This is a genomic window from Sulfitobacter sp. HI0027 (genome assembly GCF_001634775.1).
In the GTDB taxonomy this organism is placed as follows: Bacteria; Pseudomonadota; Alphaproteobacteria; order Rhodobacterales; family Rhodobacteraceae; genus Sulfitobacter.
This window is the reverse complement of record NZ_LWER01000431.1, coordinates 1-21,135: the sequence shown is the minus strand read 5'-3', so window position 1 is coordinate 21,135 and position 21,135 is coordinate 1. Positions and strand designations below refer to the sequence as shown.

Here is a 21,135-nt window from a genome sequence, read left to right as displayed (position 1 = left end):
CATGACGCCCCGGCGCTGCCACCCCCGTTCACAGAGCTTTGACGTCCCAACGGCGGTCTTGCGCTTGGCCGCACAAAGCCTGTCTTGCGCTCGCGAGCACAAAGCCTGTCTTGCGCTCGCGAGCACAAAGCCTAATGTGCCCTCATGTTTACCATCGAGCACGAATTCGACGCCACCGTCATCACCCTGATCGACGAATCCGACGCCCCCCTGCGCGAGGACGTGACCGTCTCTGCCTTTGCAGGACAGATCACGATCGAGCAATGGGACGCGCGCACTGACCGGGTGGTCAAGATCACCCTATCCCCCGCGCAGCTGAGCGATCTGACAGCGGCATTGAACCTGCCCGAGGGCATCTACCGAAGCAATTCCTAAGGATCGTCACATGGCCACTGGCACAGACATCAAGACCTATTTCAACGGCGCATGGCACGACGGCGATCTGCCCACCATCAAGGCTGCCGATCACGGCGCATGGCTCGGCACCACCGTCTTTGACGGGGCGCGGCTGTTTGACGGGCTGGCCCCCGATCTTGAGGCGCATTGCGCGCGGATCAACCGCTCTGCCCGGGCCCTCATGATCACCCCCACGGTTGAAACCGAGGACATGATCGAGATGTGCCGCGAGGGGCTGAAGAGCTATTCGCGCGACCAGGCGGTCTATATCCGTCCGATGTATTGGGCGCTGGCGGGCGACGAGTTGGGCATCGTGCCGCGCGAAGGCGCCACCGGATTTGCCATCAGCTTGGAGGCGATCCCCATGGCCCCGCCAGAGGCCGCGACCACCCTCACCCGCACCCGCTTCCGCCGCCCGGTGCTGGAAGACAACGTGGTCAACGCCAAGGCGGGCTGCCTCTATCCCAACAACGCCCGGATGATGGTCGAAGCGCGTTCCAAAGGCTTCGGCAACGCACTGGTGGCCGATGCCATGGGAAATGTGGCCGAAAGCGCCAGTGCGAACGTCTTTATGGTCAAGGATGGCGAGGTATTTACCCCCATTCCCAATGGCACCTTCCTCGCCGGGATCACCCGCGCGCGGCATATGTCGAACATGCGCGAGGCGGGCATGAAGGTGCATGAAACCGTCCTCAGCTTTGACGATTTCCATGCCGCCGATGAGGTGTTCCTGTCGGGAAATATGATGAAGGTCACCCCCGTCCGCGCCTTTGACGACACGCAATATGGCACCGGGGACAACCAGAACCCGGTGACCCGCCGCGTGCGCGAAATGTATTGGGATTGGGCCGCAAGTCAGCGCGGCTGAAGGTACGGGCGGCAGCGGCGCGCAAAAGCAATTGCCAGCGCCGCCCGCCCGCGCCATGATCACACCGCACCGGGAGGAGGTGCGGAGAGAGGGTTTGATGCGGAAATTCCTAGTGGTGTTGGACGATAGCACCGAATGTCTGAATGCCATGCGTTTCGCCGCCCTGCGCGCGGCGCGTACCGGGGGCGGCGTGGCCGTCCTGTCGGTGATCCCGCCCGAAGAGTTCAACCATTGGATCGGCGTCGGCGACCTGATGCGCGAAGAGGCTCGCGAGCGGATTGAGGTGCATTTCGAGGTCTTCGCCAAATGGATGCGCGACAAACAGGGCGTCGATCCTGAGTTGATCATCCGCGAGGGTGAGCCCACGGATGAGATCATCCAACAGCTTTCAGATGACCCAGACATCGGCGTGCTGGTGCTCGGCGCCAGCGGCGACCGCAAGAAAGGCCCCGGCCCGCTTGTTACGCAATTGTCGCGCTCTGCCGGGGCACTGCCTGTGCCGATCACCATCGTGCCCGGCGATCTCAGCAAGGAACGGCTCGAAGCGATCACTTGACCGCCGCCCACGCCTGACCCAGCCCTGCATCCCGCCCCTCCGTGTGGGCCACACACAATTTAGAACGGTTCTAAACCTTGACTTGCCGCCCGCGCGGGCGCATATCAGAACCCACGCCGAAAGCGAGGTACACCCCATGTTCATCCAGACCGAATCCACTCCGAACCCCGCAACGCTCAAGTTCCTGCCGGGTCAGACCGTGCTGGAGATGGGCACCGCCGATTTCCCGACCCGCGATGCCGGGGCGACATCGCCGCTGGCCCAACGGCTCTTTGCTGTTGAGGGTGTGACGGGCGTGTTCTTCGGCACCGATTTCGTCACCGTGACAAAGCAAGACGCGGTTGAATGGGACCATGTGAAACCCGCCCTGCTGGGCGCGATCATGGAACATTTCCAATCCGCTGAGCCGGTCATGGCCTCTGACCACCAGCCCACATCGGGCCACGCCGCCCATGATGGCGAAGACGGTGAAATCGTCGGTCAGATCAAAGAGTTGCTCGACAGCCGCGTGCGCCCTGCCGTGGCCCAAGATGGCGGCGACATCACCTTTCACGGGTTTGAGCGTGGCGTTGTCTATCTGCACATGCAAGGCGCCTGCGCGGGCTGCCCCTCGTCCACTTTGACGCTGAAAATGGGCATCGAAAACCTGCTGCGCCACTACATCCCCGAGGTGACAGAGGTGCGCCCGGTTGCCTGAGCATCGCGCAAGCGGGCCGCTGATACTGGCCTTCGACACATCGGCCGCGCATTGCGCGGCCGCTTTGCTGTCGGGCGACCGGGTGTTGGCGGCGCGCGTGGAGCCGATGACCAAGGGCCAAGCCGAACGGCTGTTGGTGCTCTGCGAAGAACTGCTGGATGAGGCCAATGTGGTCTATGCCGACCTCACGGCGCTTGGCGTTGGCATCGGACCGGGCAATTTCACCGGCATCCGCATCGCCGTTTCCGCCGCGCGTGGGCTGGCACTTGGCCTTGGCATTCCGGCGGTTGGGGTCGATGCCTTTGACGCATTGCGCGAGGGTCACGATGCCCCCTGCGCCTGCGCCGTGGATGCACGCCGCGATCAGGTCTTCCTCCAAGGCTATGACAACGCAGGCATTTCCACCCCCGCCCTTTACGACGCATCCGCTCTTCCGGCCTTCACCGGGCCCCTCATCGGCACAGGCGGAGAGCCTCCCGCCATGTCGGTGGTCGAAGCCATCGCCCGCATCACGGCCCGCCGTTTCGCCGACAGTCCAGCCCGCCCCGCGCCACTTTACCTGCGCCCCGCCGATGCCGCCCCGGCGCGCGACGCGGCCCCGGTGCTGCTGCCGTGACACCAGCCGCGCTTGCGGCCCTCCACGCTGCCGCCTTTACCCAAGACAGGCCGTGGCAGGAGGCAGAGTTCGCCAGACTGCTGGACAGCCCCTTCATGCAGCTTTTCACCCGCCCCGGCGGCTTTGCCCTGACCCGGACCATCGCGGGCGAATCTGAACTGCTCACCCTCGCCGTCGACCCTGCCCGGCAGCGCCAAGGGCTGGGCCGCGCCCTGCTGAGCGACTGGTTGGCGGCCCTGCCGGCCGACTGTGACAGCGCCTTTCTTGAGGTTGCCGCCGACAATCTGCCCGCCCGCGCGCTCTATGCGGATGAAGGCTTTGCCCAAATTGCCACCCGCCGTGCTTATTACGCACGCAAGGGTGCGGTGGCGGTCGATGCCTGCATTCTGCGGCGCATGTTGACCCGTGGTCACTGTGGCGGTCCCGCCGCCCAGCCCGCAAAAAGCGGTTGACCCTACCCCCTGCCTGCGCCCTAAATTACACCTGATCATACGATCCACAAACGCCGTGGCGGCAGCACCTGCCCGACCGCCCGGCACCACAAACCGGGAGACGATAAATGACCCTCATGACGAAATTCCTCGGCGCAGCCGCAGGCTTGGCCCTGACATCGGGCGCCGCGCTGGCCGAACCCGCGCTGATCTTTGACCTTGGCGGCAAGTTCGACAAAAGCTTTAACGAAGCGGCCTTCAACGGCGCGACCCGCTGGGCCGAAGAAACCGGTGGCAAATTCGCCGAGATCGAGATGCAGTCGGAAGCACAGCGCGAGCAGGCCCTGCGCCGCTTTGCCGAATCCGGTGCCAACCCGATCATCACCATGGGTTTTGCCATGGCCGATCCGCTCTCGACAGTGGCTCCCGACTACCCAGACACGAAATTCGCCGTGGTCGACGTGAACTGGCTCGACCTGCCCAACGTCCGTCAGGTCAGCTTTGCCGAGCATGAAGGGTCTTACCTCGTCGGCGTGATGGCTGCGATGGCATCTGAGTCGAATACCGTCGGCTTTGTCGGTGGCATGGACGTGCCGCTGATCCGCCACTTTGGCTGCGGCTATGCCCAAGGCGTTATGGCGACCAACCCCGATGCCAAAGTGATCGCCAACATGACGGGCACAACCCCCGCCGCTTGGAATGACCCGGTAAAGGGGTCTGAGATCACCAAAGCCCAGATCAACCAAGGCGCTGACGTGGTATACGCCGCAGCAGGCGGCACCGGCGTGGGCGTGCTGCAAACCGCCGCCGACGAAGGCATCCTGTCGATCGGCGTGGACAGCAACCAAAACCACCTGCACCCGGGCAAAGTTCTGACCTCGATGCTGAAACGTGTCGATGTCGCGGTCTATGACGCGATGATGGCGGGCGAAGACCTCGAAGTTGGCGAAGTTGTGACACTCGGCCTTGCCGAAGAAGGTGTCGGCGTCGCCATGGACGAGCACAACGCCGATCTCCTGACCGAAGAGATGAAGGCCGCCGTAGACGAAGCGCGCCAGAAGATCATCGACGGTGAGATCAAAGTGGTTTCCTACTACGAGAATGACAGCTGCCCGGCGCTGGACTTCTGAACTTAGATTAACCAAAATGACCACAAGGGCCGCGCCGTTCCACCGGCGCGGCCCTTTCCGAACATGACAGCGTGACACGGACAAAGATGGCTCATTTCCAGATCAAGGGCCGCCACGCCCGCAGGACCTTTTGATATGACCGATACCGCCCCCGCTACCGGCATTGCCCCCGCTACCGGCACCGCGCCAGCGATCGAACTCAAAGGCATCTCCAAAGCCTTCGGCCCTGTGCAGGCTAACAAAGACATCTCGATCCGCGTGATGCCCGGTACGATCCACGGAATTATCGGCGAAAACGGCGCGGGCAAGTCAACGCTGATGTCGATCCTCTATGGCTTTTACAAAGCCGACGCGGGTGAGATCTTCATCAGTGGCAAAAAGACCGAGATTCCCGACAGCCAGGCCGCCATTGCGGCGGGCATCGGCATGGTGTTCCAGCACTTCAAGCTGGTCGAGAATTTTACCGTTCTGGAAAACATCATTCTGGGCGCCGAAGATGGCCGACTGCTGAAGCCCTCGCTCTCCAAAGCCCGCAAAACGCTGATCAGCCTGTCTGAGGACTACGGCCTCAACGTCGATCCCGACGCGCTGGTGCAGGACATCGGCGTCGGCATGCAGCAGCGCGTGGAAATCCTCAAGGCGCTCTACCGGCAGGCCGACATTCTGATCTTGGACGAGCCGACCGGCGTGTTGACCCCTGCCGAGGCCGACCAGCTATTCCGCATCCTCGGGCGCCTGCGATCTGAGGGCAAAACCATCATCCTCATCACCCACAAGCTGCGCGAGATCATGGAGATCACCGACACCGTGTCGGTCATGCGCCGTGGCAAGATGACCGCGACCGTGAAAACCGCCGAGACCTCGCCGCCGGAACTGGCCGAGCTGATGGTCGGGCGTAAGGTATTGCTCCGCGTGAATAAAAAGCCTGCCACACCGGGCGATGTGATCCTTGATGTCAAAGGTCTGCGCGTGGTTGACGACAAGGGCGTCGAGCGTCTGCGCGGCATCGACCTGCAGATCCGCGCGGGCGAAGTGCTGGGTCTTGCGGGTGTTGCGGGCAACGGCCAATCCGAACTTCTCGAAGTGCTGGGCGGCTATGCCGATGGCACCGGGAGCGTTACGTTGAACGGCACGCTGCTGGACCTGTCGGGCAAAAAGAGCGACGGCCAATCGCGCCGTGCGCGTGGCGTGGCCCATGTGCCCGAAGACCGCCAGCGCGAAGGTCTGATCATGGATTTTCAGGCGTGGGAAAACAACGTCTTCGGCTACCACCACGACGACCGCTTCAACAGCGGCATGTTGATGGACCACGCGGCCATCCGTGCCGATGCCGAAGACAAGATGGAACGCTTCGACGTGCGCCCGCCCGACCCGACGCTGGCAGCCAAAAACTTTTCCGGCGGGAACCAGCAAAAGATCGTTCTGGCCCGGGAGATCGAGCGCAACCCCGACCTGTTGCTGATCGGCCAGCCCACCCGCGGCGTCGACATTGGCGCGATTGAGTTCATCCACGAGCAGATCATCGCCCTGCGCGATCAAGGCAAGGCGATCCTGCTGGTCTCGGTCGAGCTGGAAGAAATCCTCGCCCTGTCGGACCGCATCGCGGTGATGTTTGACGGACAGATCATGGGCGAACGTGCCGCCGACCAGACCGACGAGAAAGAACTGGGGCTGCTCATGGCTGGCATCACCGACACCGAAAACGAACACAGCGTGGCCGAGGTCGAAGCCAATCTCGCCCGCGCCGGCGGCGACGCCAGCAAGGAGGTCTGAGATGGACGTGATGCCAAAATGGGCCGAGGTGATCCTCGTGCCGCTGATCTCTCTGTTGCTGGCCGCCCTGCTCTCGGCGCTGGTGATCCTTGCCATCGGTGAAGACCCGATTGCCGCCGTGACACTGATGGTCAAAGGCGCGCTCGGCTCGACCTATGGCTGGGGCTACACGCTGTACTACGCCACCAACTTCATCTTCACCGGGCTTGCCGTTGCCGTGGCCTTTCACGCGCGGCTGTTCAACATCGGGGGCGAAGGTCAGGCGATGCTGGGCGGTTTGGGCGTCGCCATTGCCGCGCTCTATATCCCTTGGCCGCATTGGACGCTGGCGCTGATCGGCTGCGGTGTGATGGCCGGGCTTTTGGGCGCGATCTGGGCCGCGATCCCCGGCTGGTTGCAAGCCAAACGCGGCAGCCACGTCGTGATCACCACGATCATGTTCAACTTTATCGCGGCGGCGCTGCTGAACTACGTTCTGGTCAACGTCATGCGCCCGCCCGGCAGCATGGACCCGGCCAGCGCGCGCTTTCCCGAGGCCGTGCATCTGCCCACGTTGCATGAATTGCTGGCCCCGCTTGGCATTGCCTTTTCCAAGTCCGCCCCCGCCAACGTCTCACTGCTCGTCGCCACCGCGGCCTGTATCGTGGTCTGGCTGCTGATCTGGCGCACCCGTCTGGGCTATGAAATCCGCGCCTATGGCCATTCGCAACCTGCCGCCAAATACGCGGGCATCTCGCCCGTGCGCATCACCATGGTCACGATGATCATCTCGGGCGCGCTGGCGGGGCTGATGGCGATCAATAACGTCATGGGCGAAAGCGAACGTCTGGTGCTGAACGCCACCGAGGGCGCGGGCTTTATCGGCATCGCCGTGGCGCTGATGGGCCGCAGCCACCCGGTTGGCGTCTTCTTTGCCGCGCTGCTCTTTGGTTTCCTCTATCAAGGTGGTGCCGAACTGGCCCTCTGGACCTCGATCCCGCGCGAATTGATCGTCGTGATCCAAGCGCTGGTGATCCTCTTTACCGGCGCGCTCGACAATATGGTGCGGATGCCGCTGGAGCGTCTTTTCCTGATGTTCCGCCGCCCCGGCCCCCCTGCCAATTCCGCTGACAGCGAGCCCAAACCCGGCCCCCGCAGCGCCCAGTCGGAGAGCGCGGAATGAGCCCCTATACCCCCCTGAGAAAGCGGGTCTGACCTATGGACTATATCACGCTCATCCAATTGCTCGACAGCACTGTGCGGCTGGCCACGCCGCTGCTTCTGGCCTGTCTTGCCGGTCTTTTCTCCGAACGCGCGGGCGTCTTTGACATCGGGCTTGAGGGCAAGATGCTGGCGGCGGCGTTCTTTTCCGCCGCGGTGGCATCGCTCACCGAGTCGGTCTGGCTTGGCCTTGCGGCGGGCATCGCCTCTTCGCTGGCACTCAGCGCTGTCCACGGGCTGGCCTCGATCACCTTCCGCGGCAACCAGCTGATCTCCGGCGTGGCGATCAACTTTCTCGCCGCGGGCATGACGGTGCTGATTGCCCAAGACTGGTTCGCCCAAGGCGGCCGCACACCCTCGCTCTTTGGCGGCGCACGGTTCGAGCCGATCACCCTGCCCTTTGCCGAGGCCGTGGCCGACGTGCCCTTCATCGGCCCCTTCTACGAAGAGCTGATCTCGGGCCATTCGATCCTTGTCTATGCCGCCTTCCTCGCCGTGCCCCTGACATGGTGGATTCTGTTCCGCACCCGCTTCGGCCTGCGCCTGCGGGCGGTGGGTGAAAACCCTGCCGCCGTGGACACCGCTGGCGTCTCGGTCGTCGGTCTGCGCTATGCTGCCGTGGCCATTGCCGGGTTGCTCTGTGGCGTGGCTGGGGCCTACCTCAGCACCGCGCTTCAGGCGGGCTTTGTCAAAGACATGTCGGCGGGCCGTGGTTTCATCGCACTGGCCGCGCTGATCTTTGCCAAGTGGCGCCCATGGTACGCGCTCTGGGCCACGCTGCTCTTTGGCCTTTTCGGGGCGCTAGAGACGCGGCCTGATGTGATCCAGTCGGTCATCGGCATCAAGGTGCAGGGCCAACTTCTGGGCGCGCTGCCCTATCTGATGACTGTGGTGATCCTCGCGGGCTTCGTCGGCAAGGCGATCCCGCCCCGCGCGGGCGGCGAACCCTATGTGAAAGAACGCTGACATCCCCCTCCGGCCCTTGCACCCGAGGGCCGGATCGGCGCAACCTATCTCAGTGGTCGCTTCATCGCGACAAGCTATGTTGAACTGCGCGGCCGTTAGAGGCTAGGAAACGTCATGCAAATCTACCTGCCCATCGCCGAGGTATCGGTTAACGCCTTCCTCCTTCTGGGACTGGGCGGAATCGTGGGCATCTTATCGGGCATGTTTGGCGTCGGCGGCGGGTTTTTGATCACGCCGCTGTTGTTCTTTGTTGGCATCCCCCCCGCCGTGGCTGTGGCCACCTCGACCAACCAGATCGTCGCGTCGTCTTTTTCGGCCCTGCTGGCGCACCTCAAACGGCGCACGGTGGATTTCCGAATGGGCTGGGTCCTGCTGGCCGGGGGTCTTGTCGGCTCGGGCATCGGCATGTTCATCTTTAACTACCTGAAATCGCTGGGTCAGGTCGATCTGCTAGTGACCCTTTGCTACGTGATTTTTCTGGGCATCATCGGCGGGCTGATGTTTTTTGAATCGCTCCGCGCGATCCGCCGCACCCGCAAGGGCGGGCGCGTGCAGCGCAAGAAACACTACTGGGTCCACGGCCTGCCAATGAAAATGCGGTTTCGGGTATCGGGGCTTTATATCTCGGTGATCCCCCCGGTGCTTGTCGGCGCGGCGGTTGGGATGCTCTCGGCCATCATGGGCGTCGGCGGCGGGTTCATCATGGTGCCCGCGATGATCTATCTGCTGGGCATGCCCACCAAAGTGGTGATCGGCACCTCGCTGTTGCAGATCATTTTCGTAACCGGTTTCACCACCATGCTGCACGCCACCACCAACCAGACGGTCGACATCGTGCTGGCGGTGCTCTTGCTGGTCGGCGGGGTGCTGGGTGCACAGGTTGGCACGCGGATCGGCGTGCGCATGCAGGCCGAACAGTTGCGCATCTTGCTGGCGGTGCTGGTTCTCGCGGTCTGCGGCAAGCTGGCGCTTGATCTGCTGCTGGAGCCGTCCGAGCTTTATTCCCTCAGCCCGGTGGCGGCAGAATGATCCGCGCAGTTCTCGCATTCGCTGGCCTGATGTTCACCGCGCTCACCGCCGCGGCGGAAGAGGAGATCGTGCTGGGCCTCAGCCAAGCCGAAGTCTCCATCACCACCAATTTCGACGGGTCCGAAATCCTCGTCTACGGCGCTGTCAAACGTGAAACCCCGATCCCCGAAGGCGCACCGCTTGAGGTGGTCGTCACCGTCTCTGGCCCCTCGACCCCGATCATGGTGCGGCGCAAGGAACGGCGCTTTGGCATCTGGGTCAACACCGACGCGGTTGAGGTCGACCGCGCGCCGAGTTTCTATGCCGTGGTCACCTCTGGTCCGCTGTCCGAAGTGCTCAAACGCATCGAAGACCTGCGCCACCGCATTTCCATCCCCCGCGCCATCCGCTCTGTCGGCGCCCCGATGGAGATCGCGGACCCGACCCAGTTCACCGATGCGCTGATCCGCGTGCGCAAGGATGCCAACCTTTACCAAGTCATCGAAGACGGCGTGAAGGTCGATGAACAGACCCTCTTCCGCGCCGCCGTTGCCCTGCCTGCCTCGCTCACCGAAGGCGCCTATGACACCCGGATTTTCCTGACCCGTGGCGGCGATGTGGTGGCGCAATATGAGACGGTGATCGACGTGCGCAAAGTCGGGATGGAGCGGTGGCTGTTCAACCTCGCCCATGAGCAGGCGTTTATCTACGGGCTGCTGTCGCTCTTTATCGCCATTTCTGCGGGCTGGGGCGCCTCTGCCGTCTTTGGGTTGCTGCGCCGCTAAGCCGCGCCATCCTCGGTCGCCTTAAGCGTCAGCGCGGCTGCCGGGGCGGCGCGCAGGTCATCCACGCGCAGCGGGCCGGATGGTTTGCTAAGCCGATTGCGCACCACCCAGATCAACCGCTCCTGCGCGCGGGTGATAGCCACATAGGCCAGCCGTTTCCACAGCGGTTGCCCGGCCTCAGAGCGCCCCATCCGCGCGGCCGCATAAAGATCGGGCGCAAAGACCTGCACGTTCTCCCACTGGCTGCCCTGCGCCTTGTGGATCGTCACAGCAGCGCCGTGCAGAAACGTGGCCCCCATACGCGCGGCGAAGGGAATAAAGGGCTCTTCCTCATCCGGTTTTTCGATTTTCACGATCGACGCCGCACTTACCTGCGGGTCTTCGGCACCGATGACGTGCAACCGACTGAACCCCGGCTTGCGCCCCTCGCCCAGATAGACCACCTGCGCGCCTTTAATCAGGCCGCGCGCTTCTAGGTCGAGGCGTTTCTTGCGGTGCTTGAGCGGCAGTTCGATCCCGTCGCAGATCAGCGGCTCGCCTGCCAGCAGCGCATCTTCGGGGGCGCCATGCACGGCGCGAAAAGCGTTGATCAGCCGAATGCGCGTGGCATTCCGCCAGACCAGCACGGGGCTGCGCGCCATAAGATCAACCTCAACCCGCTGCCCCCAGACCACGCGATCATCTTTGCGCGCCGCGTCTTCGATCATCCGCTCAAAGTCATGAAACTCAAGCTGTGGATCGGCCAGCGCATGGGCGATATCGAGGATCGGGTTATCGGCCTCTTGCCTGTGAATGCGGCTGAGGTTCAGCACCCGCTTTTCTGGCAGCTTCTCAAACACCATCGTGCCTGACTGGCCCACCGGCGCGAGCTGCGCCGGATCGCCGAACAGAAGCAGCGTCGGGAAAATCTCTTTCAGGTCTTCGAATTGTTTGTCATCCAGCATCGAGCTTTCGTCGACAAAGCCAATGTCGAGCGGCTCTTCCCGGCGTTTCCAGCCGGTGATAAAATCACTGCCACGCAAGCCTGCCGCCGCCAGCGCACCGGGCACGGATTTGTTGTTCGCGAAAAACGCCGCTGCCCGGTCGAGCGCGACTTCACTTAGCCCTTCGATGTCCGGCTTTTCGCCGTTCCCGGTCAGCCATTCCGCGATGCGCTCGTATTCGGGGTGGTAAACCGGCGTATAGAGAATACGGTGGATCGTCGTCGCAGGCACGCCGCGCAGACGCAAAACGCTGGCCGCCTTGTTGGTTGGCGCAAGGATTGCCAGCGTGCGTTTCTCGCGTTTCTTGCGCGATTCGTAATCGCCCGAGACGATGTCGACGCCCGCCGCTTCCAAGGCACGATAAAGCTCGGCCAGCAGCAGCGTTTTGCCCGATCCGGCCTTGCCGGTCACCGCCATCACCTGATCCGGCCCGCCCGCAGGCGGCATCAGCAATGAATCGTCCAGATCAATGCCCGCAGAGCGCAGCATCTCGGCCACCTTGTCATGGGCGGCGGCTTGGTCTTCGGAGTAGGTGAGCGCGGTAGATGTCATTGGGCGACCCTAATTGAGCCCCGCGCCGGGGGCCAGATCGCTTTGCCCTGACCGCCCGCGATTCACGCGAATTATCCGGCTCAAACGACGATCAGCCCCCGGCTGAGCGCGCGTGCGACGGCATGGGTCGTGTTCGATGCGCCCAGTTTGAACCGCGCGCTTTCTACATAGGCCCGCAGCGTGTGTTCCGAGATCGACAACCGATCGGCCACCTGCGCGCGGCTATAGCCCACCGCCAGCAGCGTCATCGCATCCACCTCACGGGGGGACAGCGACTGTACCGCGCAGGGCGCACGGTCCGGGGCCAGCGCCAGCGCCTTTTCGTTGAAACAATGCGCCGCCCAGATCAGATCGCGCCGGTGCCGCGCGGTGAAGGCGGCCCAGACCGCGTCGGTGCAGCTATGGTTCGTGGTGAACAGCGCAAACTGCCCATGCGGACCCCGGATCGGGACCGAGAATCCTTGATTGCCGACCCCGTGGTCCAAGGCATCCCGGTGGAACTGCCGCGCCGCGCGGGAGGACCAATCGAGGTCTTTCCAGTCCACCGGCTCAAACCGGCGATAACAGCCCGCGACAACCGGATCGATGCGGAGGTAGTTGTGCGCCTGATAGCGCTCGGACCAGAGCGGCCCGTAGGTGCCGCAGCCATATTGCACGCCCGCCGTGTCGACCCAGTGATAGACCACATGCAAGATGCCGTAGTGATCGCGCAGGTCTTCGCAGGCTTGGCCAAGTTCGGGCTGGCCGTTAGCCTGTGCCAGCCTTTCCCAAATGCGTTCCAGATGCGGCTCTATCCTCATGCGTCCGGCCTATGGCCCTTTCGCGTTGCAAGGACATCTCGGCCAAAGCGATAAGCGCCGCGTCGTCCAACTGTTCCGCCGTGCGCGGCAGTTGGTTCGCCATGGCAAAAGCCCTGAGATCGGCCAATACGTCCAATATCCAATCATCTCGCATGAGGGTCGCCCAGCTTTGGTTAATGGCAGATTAATACAACCATAGCATGTGCACGATTTCGCACCATCCGCGCTTTTCGTCCCCCCATAAATGGCGGGGTTGGCTGCGGTAAGGCCTTGTTCTGGTTGCGGGCAAACGAAAACCCCCGCGGCCGGGGCCACGGGGGGGGGGGATCTTGTCTCAGCCTATCGGTCTCGCTCAGTCGCGCGCCATCACCGTGTCTTCGAGTGTGCGCAGCCCGGTCGTGGGGGCCTGCACCAGCACCGACATATTGCCCGGCTTATGCTCATTTCGCATCATCTTCATATGCGCCTCGGGCAGATCGGCCCAGCTAAAGACTTCGGACATGCAGGGATCAAGGCGGCGTTCCATCATCAACTTATTCGCCGCGCTCGCCTGTTTCAGATGGGCAAAGTGGCTGCCCTGCAAACGCTTCTGGTGCATCCACATATAGCGCACATCGAAGGTCAGGTTGAACCCGGAGGTGCCCGCGCAGATCACCACCATGCCCCCCTTTTTGACCACGAAGGTCGAGACTGGGAAAGTCGCCTCGCCGGGGTGTTCGAACACCATGTCGACGTTCACGCCCTTGCCGGTGATGTCCCAGATCGCCTTGCCGAACTTGCGGGCCTCTTTGAACCACTCGTTATATTCCGGCGTGTTCACCGTGGGCAGCTGGCCCCAGCAGTTGAAATCCTTGCGGTTCAGCACGCCCTTGGCGCCCAGATCCATCACGAACTGCCGCTTGCTCTCGTCCGAGATCACGCCAATTGCATTGGCGCCCGCGGTGTTGATGAGCTGGATCGCATAGGAGCCAAGGCCACCCGACGCACCCCAGACCAGCACGTTCTGGCCGGGTTTCAGGTCATGCGGCTCGTGGCCGAACAGCATCCGATAGGCGGTGGCCAGCGTCAGCGTGTAGCAGGCACTTTCTTCCCATGTCAGGTGCTTGGGGCGCGGCATAAGCTGCTGGCTCTGCACGCGGGTGAACTGAGAGAACGACCCATCGGGCGTCTCATAGCCCCAGATGCGCTGGCTGGACGAATACATCGGATCGCCGCCGTTGCATTCCTCATCGTCGCCATCGTCTTGGTTGCAGTGGATCACCACCTCGTCGCCGACTTTCCAGCGGGTCACCTTGTCGCCCACCGCCCAGACGATGCCAGAGGCGTCGGAACCTGCGATGTGATAGGGCTCACCATGGCCGTCAAAGGGGCTGATCGGCACGCCGCGAGCGGCCCAGACACCGTTGTAGTTGATGCCCGCCGCCATGACCAAGACCAGCACGTCCTGACTGTCGAGCTGGGGCACATCGACGACTTCCTGCAGCATTGCGCTATCCGGGTCGCCGTGCCGCTCGCGGCGGATGGCCCAAGCATACATCTGTTTCGGGACATGACCCATCGGGGGCATTTCACCCACTTCATACAGGTCTTTTTGCGGGGCGTCATAGTCGGCGTGTTTCGTATCCAGTGCCATGTGGGCCTCCTGCCGGTGATCGGTGTCTACAAGGTCTGTGCCGCACTGCAGAATCGCGGCGGCTCCCCTTTGGGATATGACCCACCGCGCAACATTGCAACCCCCACAAGTCTACTTTTGTAATTTTATGACCCAGCAGTCGCAGCAATTTCCGCCGCAGGTGCAGCATCCTCGCTGGGGAAATGCGCAATGGAATTCGCGTAGAAGGCCAAAACAGGCTCCTGCCCTGCCGCGATTTGCAGCCCCTGCGCGTCTTCGGAAATGACGCCACGTTTCTTAAGGCGGGCCGTGGCGCGGGCGACGCGGTCCGGCAGTACGTCGGGCTTGGGCACGCGGTTGCGCAGCGGCATCTGTTCAAGCGTGGCGGCCACTTTCGCCAGCAATTCCGCCTCGCTCAATGGCCCTTTCGCCCGCAGCATCACCCGCGCGATCAGCGGTACGGTTAACACAGGCATGGCCTGCGCGATCCGGTCCATCAGCATCTCTGACAGATCCGAGACCGGCACATCCGCCCCCGTGCGGCGCAGAGAAAGCGGATCACCAAAGGTCACCGCCGCCGTGCCAAAGCGCGTGTCCCGCCCGCGTATCCGCCGCCAAATCTTGCGCAGCACAAAGCCCACCACCACCGTGATCCGCGCGCCAAAACGCCGGTCGCCGCGCTCTCCGGCGGCGATCAACACGCGATCTTCTAGGATCCGGTCATAGTTAATCGCCACGGGCACAAAGATGATGTCACGCTCCCCTTCGGGGTCGAACCCCTCCACCACATAAGACAGCAAGCCCACCTTTGGCGGCTGCAAAGCCCCGGTGAGGCTCAGCCCCCCCTCGGGATAGAACGCCTGCGTCACCCCGCCCGTCGTGGCCATCTGCACGTAGCGCGCCAAGACCTTGCGATAGAGCGCCCCGCGCGAACGGCGCCGGATAAAGTAGGCGCCCATGGAGCGGATCAGCGTGCTCAGCGGCCAGACCCGCGCCCATTCGCCCACCGCATAGCTCAGCGCCGAAGACCGCGCGGCGAGGTAGGTCACCAGCATGTAATCCATGTTCGACCGGTGGTTCATGATGAAAACCACCGTGGCATCACGCGGCAGCGCGGCGAATGTCGACTCGTTGCTCGAGGCCGTCTCGACCCGGTAGACCGTGTTGGTCAACAACCGCGCCAGCCGGATGCCAAAGCTGAAATAGGCAAAGGCGGAAAACCGCGGCACGATCTCGCGCGCATATTCGCGGGCCTTTTGAAAGGCGACGTTCTCGGGCACGCCATTGTTGCGGGCGTAGTTCACGATCTCTTGGCTGACCTCCGGATCATAGATCAGCCGTTGGATCATGTCGTGCCGCCGGGCCAGCTTGAAGGGCTCGATGGGCCGGGTCAGCCGCTTGTTCAGCCGCTCCACTGCCCGTTCCAGCCGTCGGCGAAAGAACCAACGCACCGAAGGCAGCAGAAAATGGCTCAGCGCCGTGACGGCTGCGAAAACAACGATGAGGATGAACAGCCAAAGGGGCAATTGCACAGTCTGCGTCATGGCTTAACCCTTACAGCGCGGGGCTGGGAGGACAATAATTATCTGTTTTCCGCCCACCGGCCGGGCGCGCTTGATGCCGCAACGCAGCGAATTGACAGAGGCATATTATTTCCCCTATCAACGTCATGACGCAACTTTATTGCCATTCAGATTCAAGAGGCCAAGATGACCCAACCGCAGAAAGACCGCCCCTGGCTCATTCGCACCTATGCGGGCCATTCCACCGCCGCCGCGTCCAACGCGCTCTACCGGTCGAACTTGGAGCGCGGGCAAACCGGGCTTTCCGTGGCTTTCGACCTGCCCACCCAGACCGGCTATGACAGCGACCATGTGCTCAGCCGTGGCGAGGTTGGGAAGGTCGGCGTGCCGGTGAATCACCTCGGTGACATGCGCGCGCTTTTCGATGGCATCCCGCTTGAACAGATGAACACTTCCATGACGATCAACGCGACGGCCCCTTGGCTGCTGTCGCTCTATATCGCCGTGGCCGAAGAACAGGGCGCGGATATTTCCGCCCTGCAAGGCACGGTGCAAAACGATCTGATCAAGGAATACCTCAGCCGCGGCACCTATATCTGCCCGCCTGCGCCCTCGCTCAAGATGATCGCGGATGTGGCCGAATACTGCTATACCAACGTGCCGAAATGGAACCCGATGAACGTCTGTTCCTACCACTTGCAAGAAGCAGGTGCGACGCCGGAACAGGAATTGGCCTTTGCACTTGCCACTGCCACCGCCGTGCTCGACGCGCTGAAACCCCGCGTCCCGGCAGAGGATTTTCCGAAATTAGTGGGTCGCATTTCCTTCTTCGTGAACGCGGGCATCCGTTTCGTCACCGAGATGTGCAAAATGCGCGCCTTTGTAGACCTTTGGGATGAGATTTGCCGCGACCGCTATGGGGTCGAAGACCCTAAATTCCGTCGTTTCCGCTATGGGGTTCAGGTCAATTCATTGGGTCTGACCGAACAACAGCCCGAGAATAACGTCTACCGTATCCTCATCGAAATGCTCGCTGTGACCCTGTCGAAAAAGGCCCGCGCCCGCGCCGTGCAATTGCCCGCATGGAACGAAGCCCTCGGCCTGCCCCGCCCGTGGGACCAACAATGGTCGATGCGGATGCAGCAGATCATGGCCCATGAAACCGACCTTCTGGAATTCGACGATCTTTTCGACGGCAATCCGGCAGTCGATGCCAAGGTGGAATTGCTCAAAGAAGGCGCGCGCGCTGAATTGGCAAACCTCGACGGTATGGGCGGCGCGATTTCCGCGATCGATTACATGAAGGGCCGCTTGGTCGAAAGCAACGCCGACCGGCTGCGCCGCATCGAAAGCGGCGAAACAGTCGTCGTTGGTGTGAACAAATGGCAACAAGGCGCGCCCTCGCCGTTGATGACCGGGGCGGGCGATATCATGCAATCAGACCCCGGTGCCGAAGCCGACCAACTCTCCCGGCTCGACGCATGGCGCAGCGCACGCGACGACGCTGCCGTCAAACAAGCATTGGCCGACCTACGTGCCGCCGCCAGCGCGGGCGACAATATCATGCCCGCCTCCATCGCCGCCGCCAAGGCGGGCGTCACCACCGGCGAATGGGCCGCGCAGATGCGTGCCGTTCACGGGGAATATCGTGGCCCGACAGGGGTTTCCGCAGGCCAGTCCAACAAGACCGAAGGCTTGGACGATCTGCGCGACGCGGTGGATGCGGTCAGCGATAAACTGGGCCGCAGGCTGAAATTCCTCGTCGGCAAACCGGGGCTCGACGGCCACTCGAACGGGGCAGAACAGATCGCCGTCCGCGCCCGCGATTGCGGCATGGACATCAGCTATGAAGGCATCCGCCTGACGCCTGCGGAAATCGTCGAAGCTGCGCAAACGGAAGCCGCCCATGTGGTCGGCCTGTCGATCCTCTCGGGCTCGCATGTGCCATTGGTCGAAGACCTGATGCAGCGCATGGCCGAGGCAGGGTTGACCCATATCCCGGTCATCGTCGGCGGCATCATTCCCGAGGCTGACGCAACACGTTTGCGCGCTGCCGGAGTGGCGCAGGTCTATACCCCGAAAGATTTCGAATTGAACGTGATCATGGAAGATATCATTGCGCTTGCCGACCCCAAAGCGGTGGCCGCAGAATAGGCTGACACAAAATACAACGTGCAATTAATCAATTGGCTCTATAATTCCCCGTACCAGCACAATCTGGAAAGGAAATATCAGATATGGAAAAAGACCTGAAATCCATGAGCCGCAAGGAATTGGAGAAACTTCTGTCGGATGTCAAAAAGGCATTGCAGGCCGCGCAGGCCCGCGAACGCCGGGCGGCACGTAAGGCGGCCGAGAAGGCAGCGGCGGAATATGGCTTTTCCCTGAATGAGTTAGCTGATGAACAACCCGCGCCCAAAAAGGCAAAGAAACCGCGCAAAGCGGCTGCGGGCCCGAAATCGAAACCGCAGTTTTCTAACCCCGAAGACCCGTCCCAGACTTGGACCGGAAAAGGCCGTCAGCCGAATTGGTTTCGCGCCCAAGTAGAGAATGGTGCCGATCCGGAAACGATGCGGATTTAACCATTTCCCGAATTACGGGAATTTGGCGCCGCGTGAATGGAAATTCACCGGCGCCTTTTTTATTTTTGACGGAAATGTGAATTGGGCAACCGTACCAATTGCCGCGCCCCTGTCCGCTTTACGTCACGCCCCCTCCCCCATCGCGGCCCTTGTGAAGCCCGCTTCGGGCAGGCAAAATGCGGCAAACATCAGGAGACAGAGATGACCGTCCATATTGGCGCGAAACCCGGCGATATCGCCGAAACCGTATTGATGCCCGGCGACCCCTACCGCGCGAAATGGGCGGCAGAGACCTTTTTGGAAGGGGCCGAACTGGTCAACGAAGTGCGCGGCATGCTGGGCTTCACCGGCACATGGCGCGGCAACCGCGTCACAATCCAAGGCTCCGGCATGGGCATGCCCTCGCTGTCGATCTACGCCAATGAGCTGATGACGGAATATGGCGCGCAAACTCTGATTCGCATCGGCTCTTGTGGGGGGATGCAGAGCCATGTCGGCATCCGCGATGTCATCATTGCCATGACCGCCAGCACCATCACCTCGCCCTCCTCCGGTATTTTCCGCGAATTAAACTACGCCCCCTGCGCCGATTGGGGCCTGCTGCGTGCCGCCGTGCAAGCGGCCGAGAAGCTGGAGGCGAAAACCCATGTCGGCGGGATCTATTCTTCGGACGTCTTTTATGCCGAACGCCCCGATCTGGACGAGCAGATGGTGCGCCACGGTATTCTGGGTGTCGAGATGGAAGCGGCGGAGCTTTACACGCTGGCCGCGCGGCACAAGCGCCGGGCACTGGCGGTCTTGACCGTGAGCGACCATTTGCAGACCGGTGAGGCGCTGCCGTCGGAAGACCGGGAGAAAAGCTTTGGTGATATGGTTGAGATTGCGCTGGAAGCGGCCTTTGCCTGACCGTCGCGTCCGCTGAGAGTGCGGACGGTATTTGAAAAAGGATGAAGAGGCGCGGCGGGGGTCGCGCCTTTTGCTTTTGTGGGGCTGGTATCAGGCGTTTTGACCGGCGAGGCGCCCGGAGTAGAGGCAGCCGCCCAGAAAGGTGCCTTCGAGGGCGTTGTAGCCATGGTAGCCGCCACCGCCAAAGCCGCAGACCTCCCCGGCGGCGTAGAGGCCGGGCAGGACCGTGCCTTCGGGGGTGAGCACGCGACCTTGGAGATCGCTGTGCAGCCCGCCGAGGGATTTCCGGGTGAGGATGTTGAGGCGCACGGCGATCAGCGGGCCGTTGGCGGGGTCGAGGATAGCGTGGGGTTTGGCAGTCCGGATCAGCCGGTCGCCGCGGTAGGCACGGGCCCCGCGGATTGCGGTGATCTGGGCATCTTTTCCAAAGGGGTTGTCCAGTTGACCGTCGCGGGCTTCGATCTGGGCGCGGATGTGGTCAGGGCGGACGGGCGCGTCGGGTGTGAGCGCGTTCATTCGGGTGACAAGGGTGTCGAGATCGTCAGCGACGATGAAGTCTGCGCCCTTGTCCTTGAACGCCTCAACTGCCGCAGTGGCGCCTTTGCCAAGGCGGGCTTTGAGCACCTCGCGCCAGCTGCCGGAGGTGAGGTCGGGGTTCTGTTCAGAGCCCGAAAGGGCGAATTCTTTTTCGATGATCTTTTGTGTGAGGATGAACCAGCTGTGCTCACCCGCTTGCAGGATGCGGCGCAGGGTTGAGAGCGTGTCGAAACCGGGCAGGCAGGGGGCCTCCATCCGGTTGCCCGCGGCGTCGAACCACATCGACGAGGGGCCGGGCAGGATGCGGATGCCGTGGTTGGGCCAGATTGGGTCCCAGTTCTGGACGCCTTCGCAATAGTGCCACATGCGGTCTTCGTTGATCAGCCCTGCTCCGGCTTTTGCGGCGATGGCGTGCATCTTGCCGTCGACGTAGTCGGGCACGCCGCTGACCATCTGGCGCGGGGCGGGGCCGAGGCGGTCGGTTGGCCAGTGTTTTCGCACCAAATCATGGTTCGCGCCGATGCCGCCGGTGGTGAGGATCACCGCCTCGGCGCTGTGGTCGAAATCGGCCTTGATGGAGCGCGAGGTGCTGTGGCCGCGTGGGGCGCTGCTGTCGTCCAGGACATCCCCCGCGACGCCCGTCACGGCGCCATTGGTCACGTTCAGCCGCGTGACCCGGTGGCGGAAGGCAAGGCGCAGCTTGCCCGCGGCCGCATGTTCCTGCATGAGCCGCGCAAAGGGGGCGACGACGCCGGTACCGGCGCCCCATGTGATGTGGAAGCGCGGGACGGAGTTGCCGTGGCCCTCTGCCCCTGCCCCGCCGCGTTCGGCCCAGCCGACGACCGGGAACCAGCGCATCCCGAAACCTTGAAGCCAGTCGCGCATGTCGCCCGCGGCCCAGTCGAGGAAACCCGCCGCCAGCGCGCGGGGGTTGGCGTCTTCGGGTCGATCGAATTGCGCGGACCCCATCCAATCGCGATAGGCCAGTTCCGCGCTATCGCGGATGCCCATGCGGCGCTGCTCGGGCGTGTCGACCATGAAGAGCCCGCCAAGCGACCAGAACGCCTGTCCGCCAAGGCTTTGCGGCCCTTCCTGATCCAGCAGCAGAACCCGGCGCCCGCGCAGCACCGCTTCGTGAGCGGCCACCATGCCAGCCAAGCCCGCGCCGACCACGATCACATCTGCGTTGAAAGTCTCACTGCCCATCGCGCCTC

The 21,135-nt window shown here is 62.7% G+C and carries 20 protein-coding genes; 15 read left to right on the top strand and 5 right to left on the bottom strand.

Going from position 1 to position 21,135, the window contains the following annotated elements:
• Positions 1-144 precede the first annotated feature (144 nt).
• The 12 genes from A3722_RS19085 (at position 145) to A3722_RS19030 (ending at position 10,426) form a co-directional block, all read left to right on the top strand.
• Entirely contained in the window at positions 145-375 is a 231-nt protein-coding gene (locus tag A3722_RS19085) for a hypothetical protein (RefSeq protein ID WP_067625976.1), read from the top strand.
• A 10-nt stretch (positions 376-385) separates the two neighbouring features.
• Complete coding sequence (locus tag A3722_RS19080; protein WP_067625979.1) at positions 386-1,264, top strand: branched-chain amino acid aminotransferase; 879 nt, start codon at positions 386-388, stop codon at positions 1,262-1,264.
• Between the two features lie 97 nt (positions 1,265-1,361).
• Positions 1,362-1,820, top strand: a complete 459-nt coding sequence (locus tag A3722_RS19075) for a universal stress protein (protein ID WP_040700546.1) — start codon at positions 1,362-1,364, stop codon at positions 1,818-1,820.
• Positions 1,821-1,956: 136 nt separating this feature from the next.
• On the top strand, positions 1,957-2,517 hold the full coding sequence (locus A3722_RS19070; RefSeq protein WP_067625981.1) for a NifU family protein: 561 nt from the start codon (positions 1,957-1,959) through the stop codon (positions 2,515-2,517).
• A complete protein-coding gene (tsaB, locus tag A3722_RS19065; RefSeq protein ID WP_067625984.1) occupies positions 2,510-3,133 on the top strand; it encodes a tRNA (adenosine(37)-N6)-threonylcarbamoyltransferase complex dimerization subunit type 1 TsaB in 624 nt (207 codons plus the stop codon). Before A3722_RS19070 ends, tsaB begins: the two co-directional genes overlap by 8 nt.
• Positions 3,130-3,585 carry a GNAT family N-acetyltransferase gene (locus tag A3722_RS19060; protein WP_067625987.1) on the top strand — a complete coding sequence of 152 codons (456 nt, stop codon included), beginning with the start codon at positions 3,130-3,132 and terminating at the stop codon, positions 3,583-3,585. Before tsaB ends, A3722_RS19060 begins: the two co-directional genes overlap by 4 nt.
• A gap of 107 nt (positions 3,586-3,692) precedes the next feature.
• The gene (locus A3722_RS19055) at positions 3,693-4,694 is read left to right on the top strand and encodes a BMP family lipoprotein (RefSeq protein ID WP_067625990.1); all 1,002 of its coding nucleotides are present in this window, start codon (positions 3,693-3,695) and stop codon (positions 4,692-4,694) included.
• 135 nt (positions 4,695-4,829) lie between these two features.
• On the top strand, positions 4,830-6,467 hold the full coding sequence (locus tag A3722_RS19050) for an ABC transporter ATP-binding protein (protein WP_067625995.1): 1,638 nt from the start codon (positions 4,830-4,832) through the stop codon (positions 6,465-6,467).
• Between the two features lies 1 nt (position 6,468).
• The gene (locus A3722_RS19045) at positions 6,469-7,629 is read left to right on the top strand and encodes an ABC transporter permease (RefSeq protein WP_067916375.1); all 1,161 of its coding nucleotides are present in this window, start codon (positions 6,469-6,471) and stop codon (positions 7,627-7,629) included.
• A gap of 35 nt (positions 7,630-7,664) precedes the next feature.
• Positions 7,665-8,633, top strand: coding sequence for an ABC transporter permease (locus A3722_RS19040; protein ID WP_067628111.1), 969 nt, complete (start codon positions 7,665-7,667; stop codon positions 8,631-8,633).
• 114 nt (positions 8,634-8,747) lie between these two features.
• Positions 8,748-9,662: a sulfite exporter TauE/SafE family protein gene (locus A3722_RS19035; protein WP_067628108.1), complete on the top strand. Its 915-nt coding sequence runs from the start codon at positions 8,748-8,750 to the stop codon at positions 9,660-9,662.
• Positions 9,659-10,426 carry a TIGR02186 family protein gene (locus A3722_RS19030; protein WP_067628105.1) on the top strand — a complete coding sequence of 256 codons (768 nt, stop codon included), beginning with the start codon at positions 9,659-9,661 and terminating at the stop codon, positions 10,424-10,426. Before A3722_RS19035 ends, A3722_RS19030 begins: the two co-directional genes overlap by 4 nt.
• Here the strand turns inward: A3722_RS19030 and A3722_RS19025 are convergent.
• The 4 genes from A3722_RS19025 to A3722_RS19010 form a co-directional block, all read right to left on the bottom strand.
• Positions 10,423-11,961 (bottom strand): ATP-dependent DNA helicase, encoded by a 1,539-nt coding sequence (locus A3722_RS19025; RefSeq protein WP_067916373.1) that lies wholly within the window; start codon positions 11,959-11,961, stop codon positions 10,423-10,425. The genes A3722_RS19030 and A3722_RS19025 overlap by 4 nt on opposite strands.
• A gap of 80 nt (positions 11,962-12,041) precedes the next feature.
• On the bottom strand, positions 12,042-12,761 hold the full coding sequence (locus tag A3722_RS19020) for a helix-turn-helix transcriptional regulator (RefSeq protein ID WP_067630429.1): 720 nt from the start codon (positions 12,759-12,761) through the stop codon (positions 12,042-12,044).
• Positions 12,762-13,113: 352 nt separating this feature from the next.
• Positions 13,114-14,394, bottom strand: coding sequence for a crotonyl-CoA carboxylase/reductase (gene ccrA / locus A3722_RS19015; protein WP_067630432.1), 1,281 nt, complete (start codon positions 14,392-14,394; stop codon positions 13,114-13,116).
• A gap of 125 nt (positions 14,395-14,519) precedes the next feature.
• Positions 14,520-15,917 carry a 1-acyl-sn-glycerol-3-phosphate acyltransferase gene (locus tag A3722_RS19010; RefSeq protein ID WP_067630435.1) on the bottom strand — a complete coding sequence of 466 codons (1,398 nt, stop codon included), beginning with the start codon at positions 15,915-15,917 and terminating at the stop codon, positions 14,520-14,522.
• Positions 15,918-16,082: 165 nt separating this feature from the next.
• Here A3722_RS19010 and A3722_RS19005 point away from each other — a divergent pair, with 165 nt between their 5' ends.
• The 3 genes from A3722_RS19005 (at position 16,083) to deoD (ending at position 19,384) form a co-directional block, all read left to right on the top strand.
• Positions 16,083-18,050, top strand: coding sequence for a protein meaA (locus A3722_RS19005; protein WP_067630438.1), 1,968 nt, complete (start codon positions 16,083-16,085; stop codon positions 18,048-18,050).
• 83 nt (positions 18,051-18,133) lie between these two features.
• Positions 18,134-18,478 carry an H-NS histone family protein gene (locus A3722_RS19000; protein WP_067630441.1) on the top strand — a complete coding sequence of 115 codons (345 nt, stop codon included), beginning with the start codon at positions 18,134-18,136 and terminating at the stop codon, positions 18,476-18,478.
• A 201-nt stretch (positions 18,479-18,679) separates the two neighbouring features.
• Positions 18,680-19,384, top strand: coding sequence for a purine-nucleoside phosphorylase (deoD, locus tag A3722_RS18995; RefSeq protein WP_067630444.1), 705 nt, complete (start codon positions 18,680-18,682; stop codon positions 19,382-19,384).
• Positions 19,385-19,474: 90 nt separating this feature from the next.
• On the opposite strand, the gene A3722_RS18990 is transcribed toward deoD, so the two are convergent.
• A complete protein-coding gene (locus A3722_RS18990) occupies positions 19,475-21,127 on the bottom strand; it encodes an FAD-binding dehydrogenase (protein WP_067630446.1) in 1,653 nt (550 codons plus the stop codon).
• Positions 21,128-21,135: the final 8 nt, after the last annotated feature.

Excerpts from the sequence above, each read along its gene's own strand:
- A3722_RS19020 (WP_067630429.1), bottom strand. The coding sequence starts at position 12,761 with ATGAGGATAGAGCCGCATCTGGAACGCATTTGGGAAAGGCTGGCACAG.
- A3722_RS19055 (WP_067625990.1), top strand. The coding sequence starts at position 3,693 with ATGACCCTCATGACGAAATTCCTCGGCGCAGCCGCAGGCTTGGCCCTG.
- A3722_RS18990 (WP_067630446.1), bottom strand. The coding sequence starts at position 21,127 with ATGGGCAGTGAGACTTTCAACGCAGATGTGATCGTGGTCGGCGCGGGC.
- A3722_RS19045 (WP_067916375.1), top strand. The coding sequence starts at position 6,469 with ATGGACGTGATGCCAAAATGGGCCGAGGTGATCCTCGTGCCGCTGATC.
- A3722_RS19010 (WP_067630435.1), bottom strand. The coding sequence starts at position 15,917 with ATGACGCAGACTGTGCAATTGCCCCTTTGGCTGTTCATCCTCATCGTT.
- A3722_RS19050 (WP_067625995.1), top strand. The coding sequence starts at position 4,830 with ATGACCGATACCGCCCCCGCTACCGGCATTGCCCCCGCTACCGGCACC.
- A3722_RS19040 (WP_067628111.1), top strand. The coding sequence starts at position 7,665 with ATGGACTATATCACGCTCATCCAATTGCTCGACAGCACTGTGCGGCTG.
- A3722_RS19030 (WP_067628105.1), top strand. The coding sequence starts at position 9,659 with ATGATCCGCGCAGTTCTCGCATTCGCTGGCCTGATGTTCACCGCGCTC.
- A3722_RS19085 (WP_067625976.1), top strand. The coding sequence starts at position 145 with ATGTTTACCATCGAGCACGAATTCGACGCCACCGTCATCACCCTGATC.
- A3722_RS19025 (WP_067916373.1), bottom strand. The coding sequence starts at position 11,961 with ATGACATCTACCGCGCTCACCTACTCCGAAGACCAAGCCGCCGCCCAT.
- A3722_RS19070 (WP_067625981.1), top strand. The coding sequence starts at position 1,957 with ATGTTCATCCAGACCGAATCCACTCCGAACCCCGCAACGCTCAAGTTC.
- A3722_RS19035 (WP_067628108.1), top strand. The coding sequence starts at position 8,748 with ATGCAAATCTACCTGCCCATCGCCGAGGTATCGGTTAACGCCTTCCTC.
- deoD (WP_067630444.1), top strand. The coding sequence starts at position 18,680 with ATGACCGTCCATATTGGCGCGAAACCCGGCGATATCGCCGAAACCGTA.
- A3722_RS19005 (WP_067630438.1), top strand. The coding sequence starts at position 16,083 with ATGACCCAACCGCAGAAAGACCGCCCCTGGCTCATTCGCACCTATGCG.
- A3722_RS19075 (WP_040700546.1), top strand. The coding sequence starts at position 1,362 with ATGCGGAAATTCCTAGTGGTGTTGGACGATAGCACCGAATGTCTGAAT.
- A3722_RS19000 (WP_067630441.1), top strand. The coding sequence starts at position 18,134 with ATGGAAAAAGACCTGAAATCCATGAGCCGCAAGGAATTGGAGAAACTT.
- A3722_RS19080 (WP_067625979.1), top strand. The coding sequence starts at position 386 with ATGGCCACTGGCACAGACATCAAGACCTATTTCAACGGCGCATGGCAC.
- ccrA (WP_067630432.1), bottom strand. The coding sequence starts at position 14,394 with ATGGCACTGGATACGAAACACGCCGACTATGACGCCCCGCAAAAAGAC.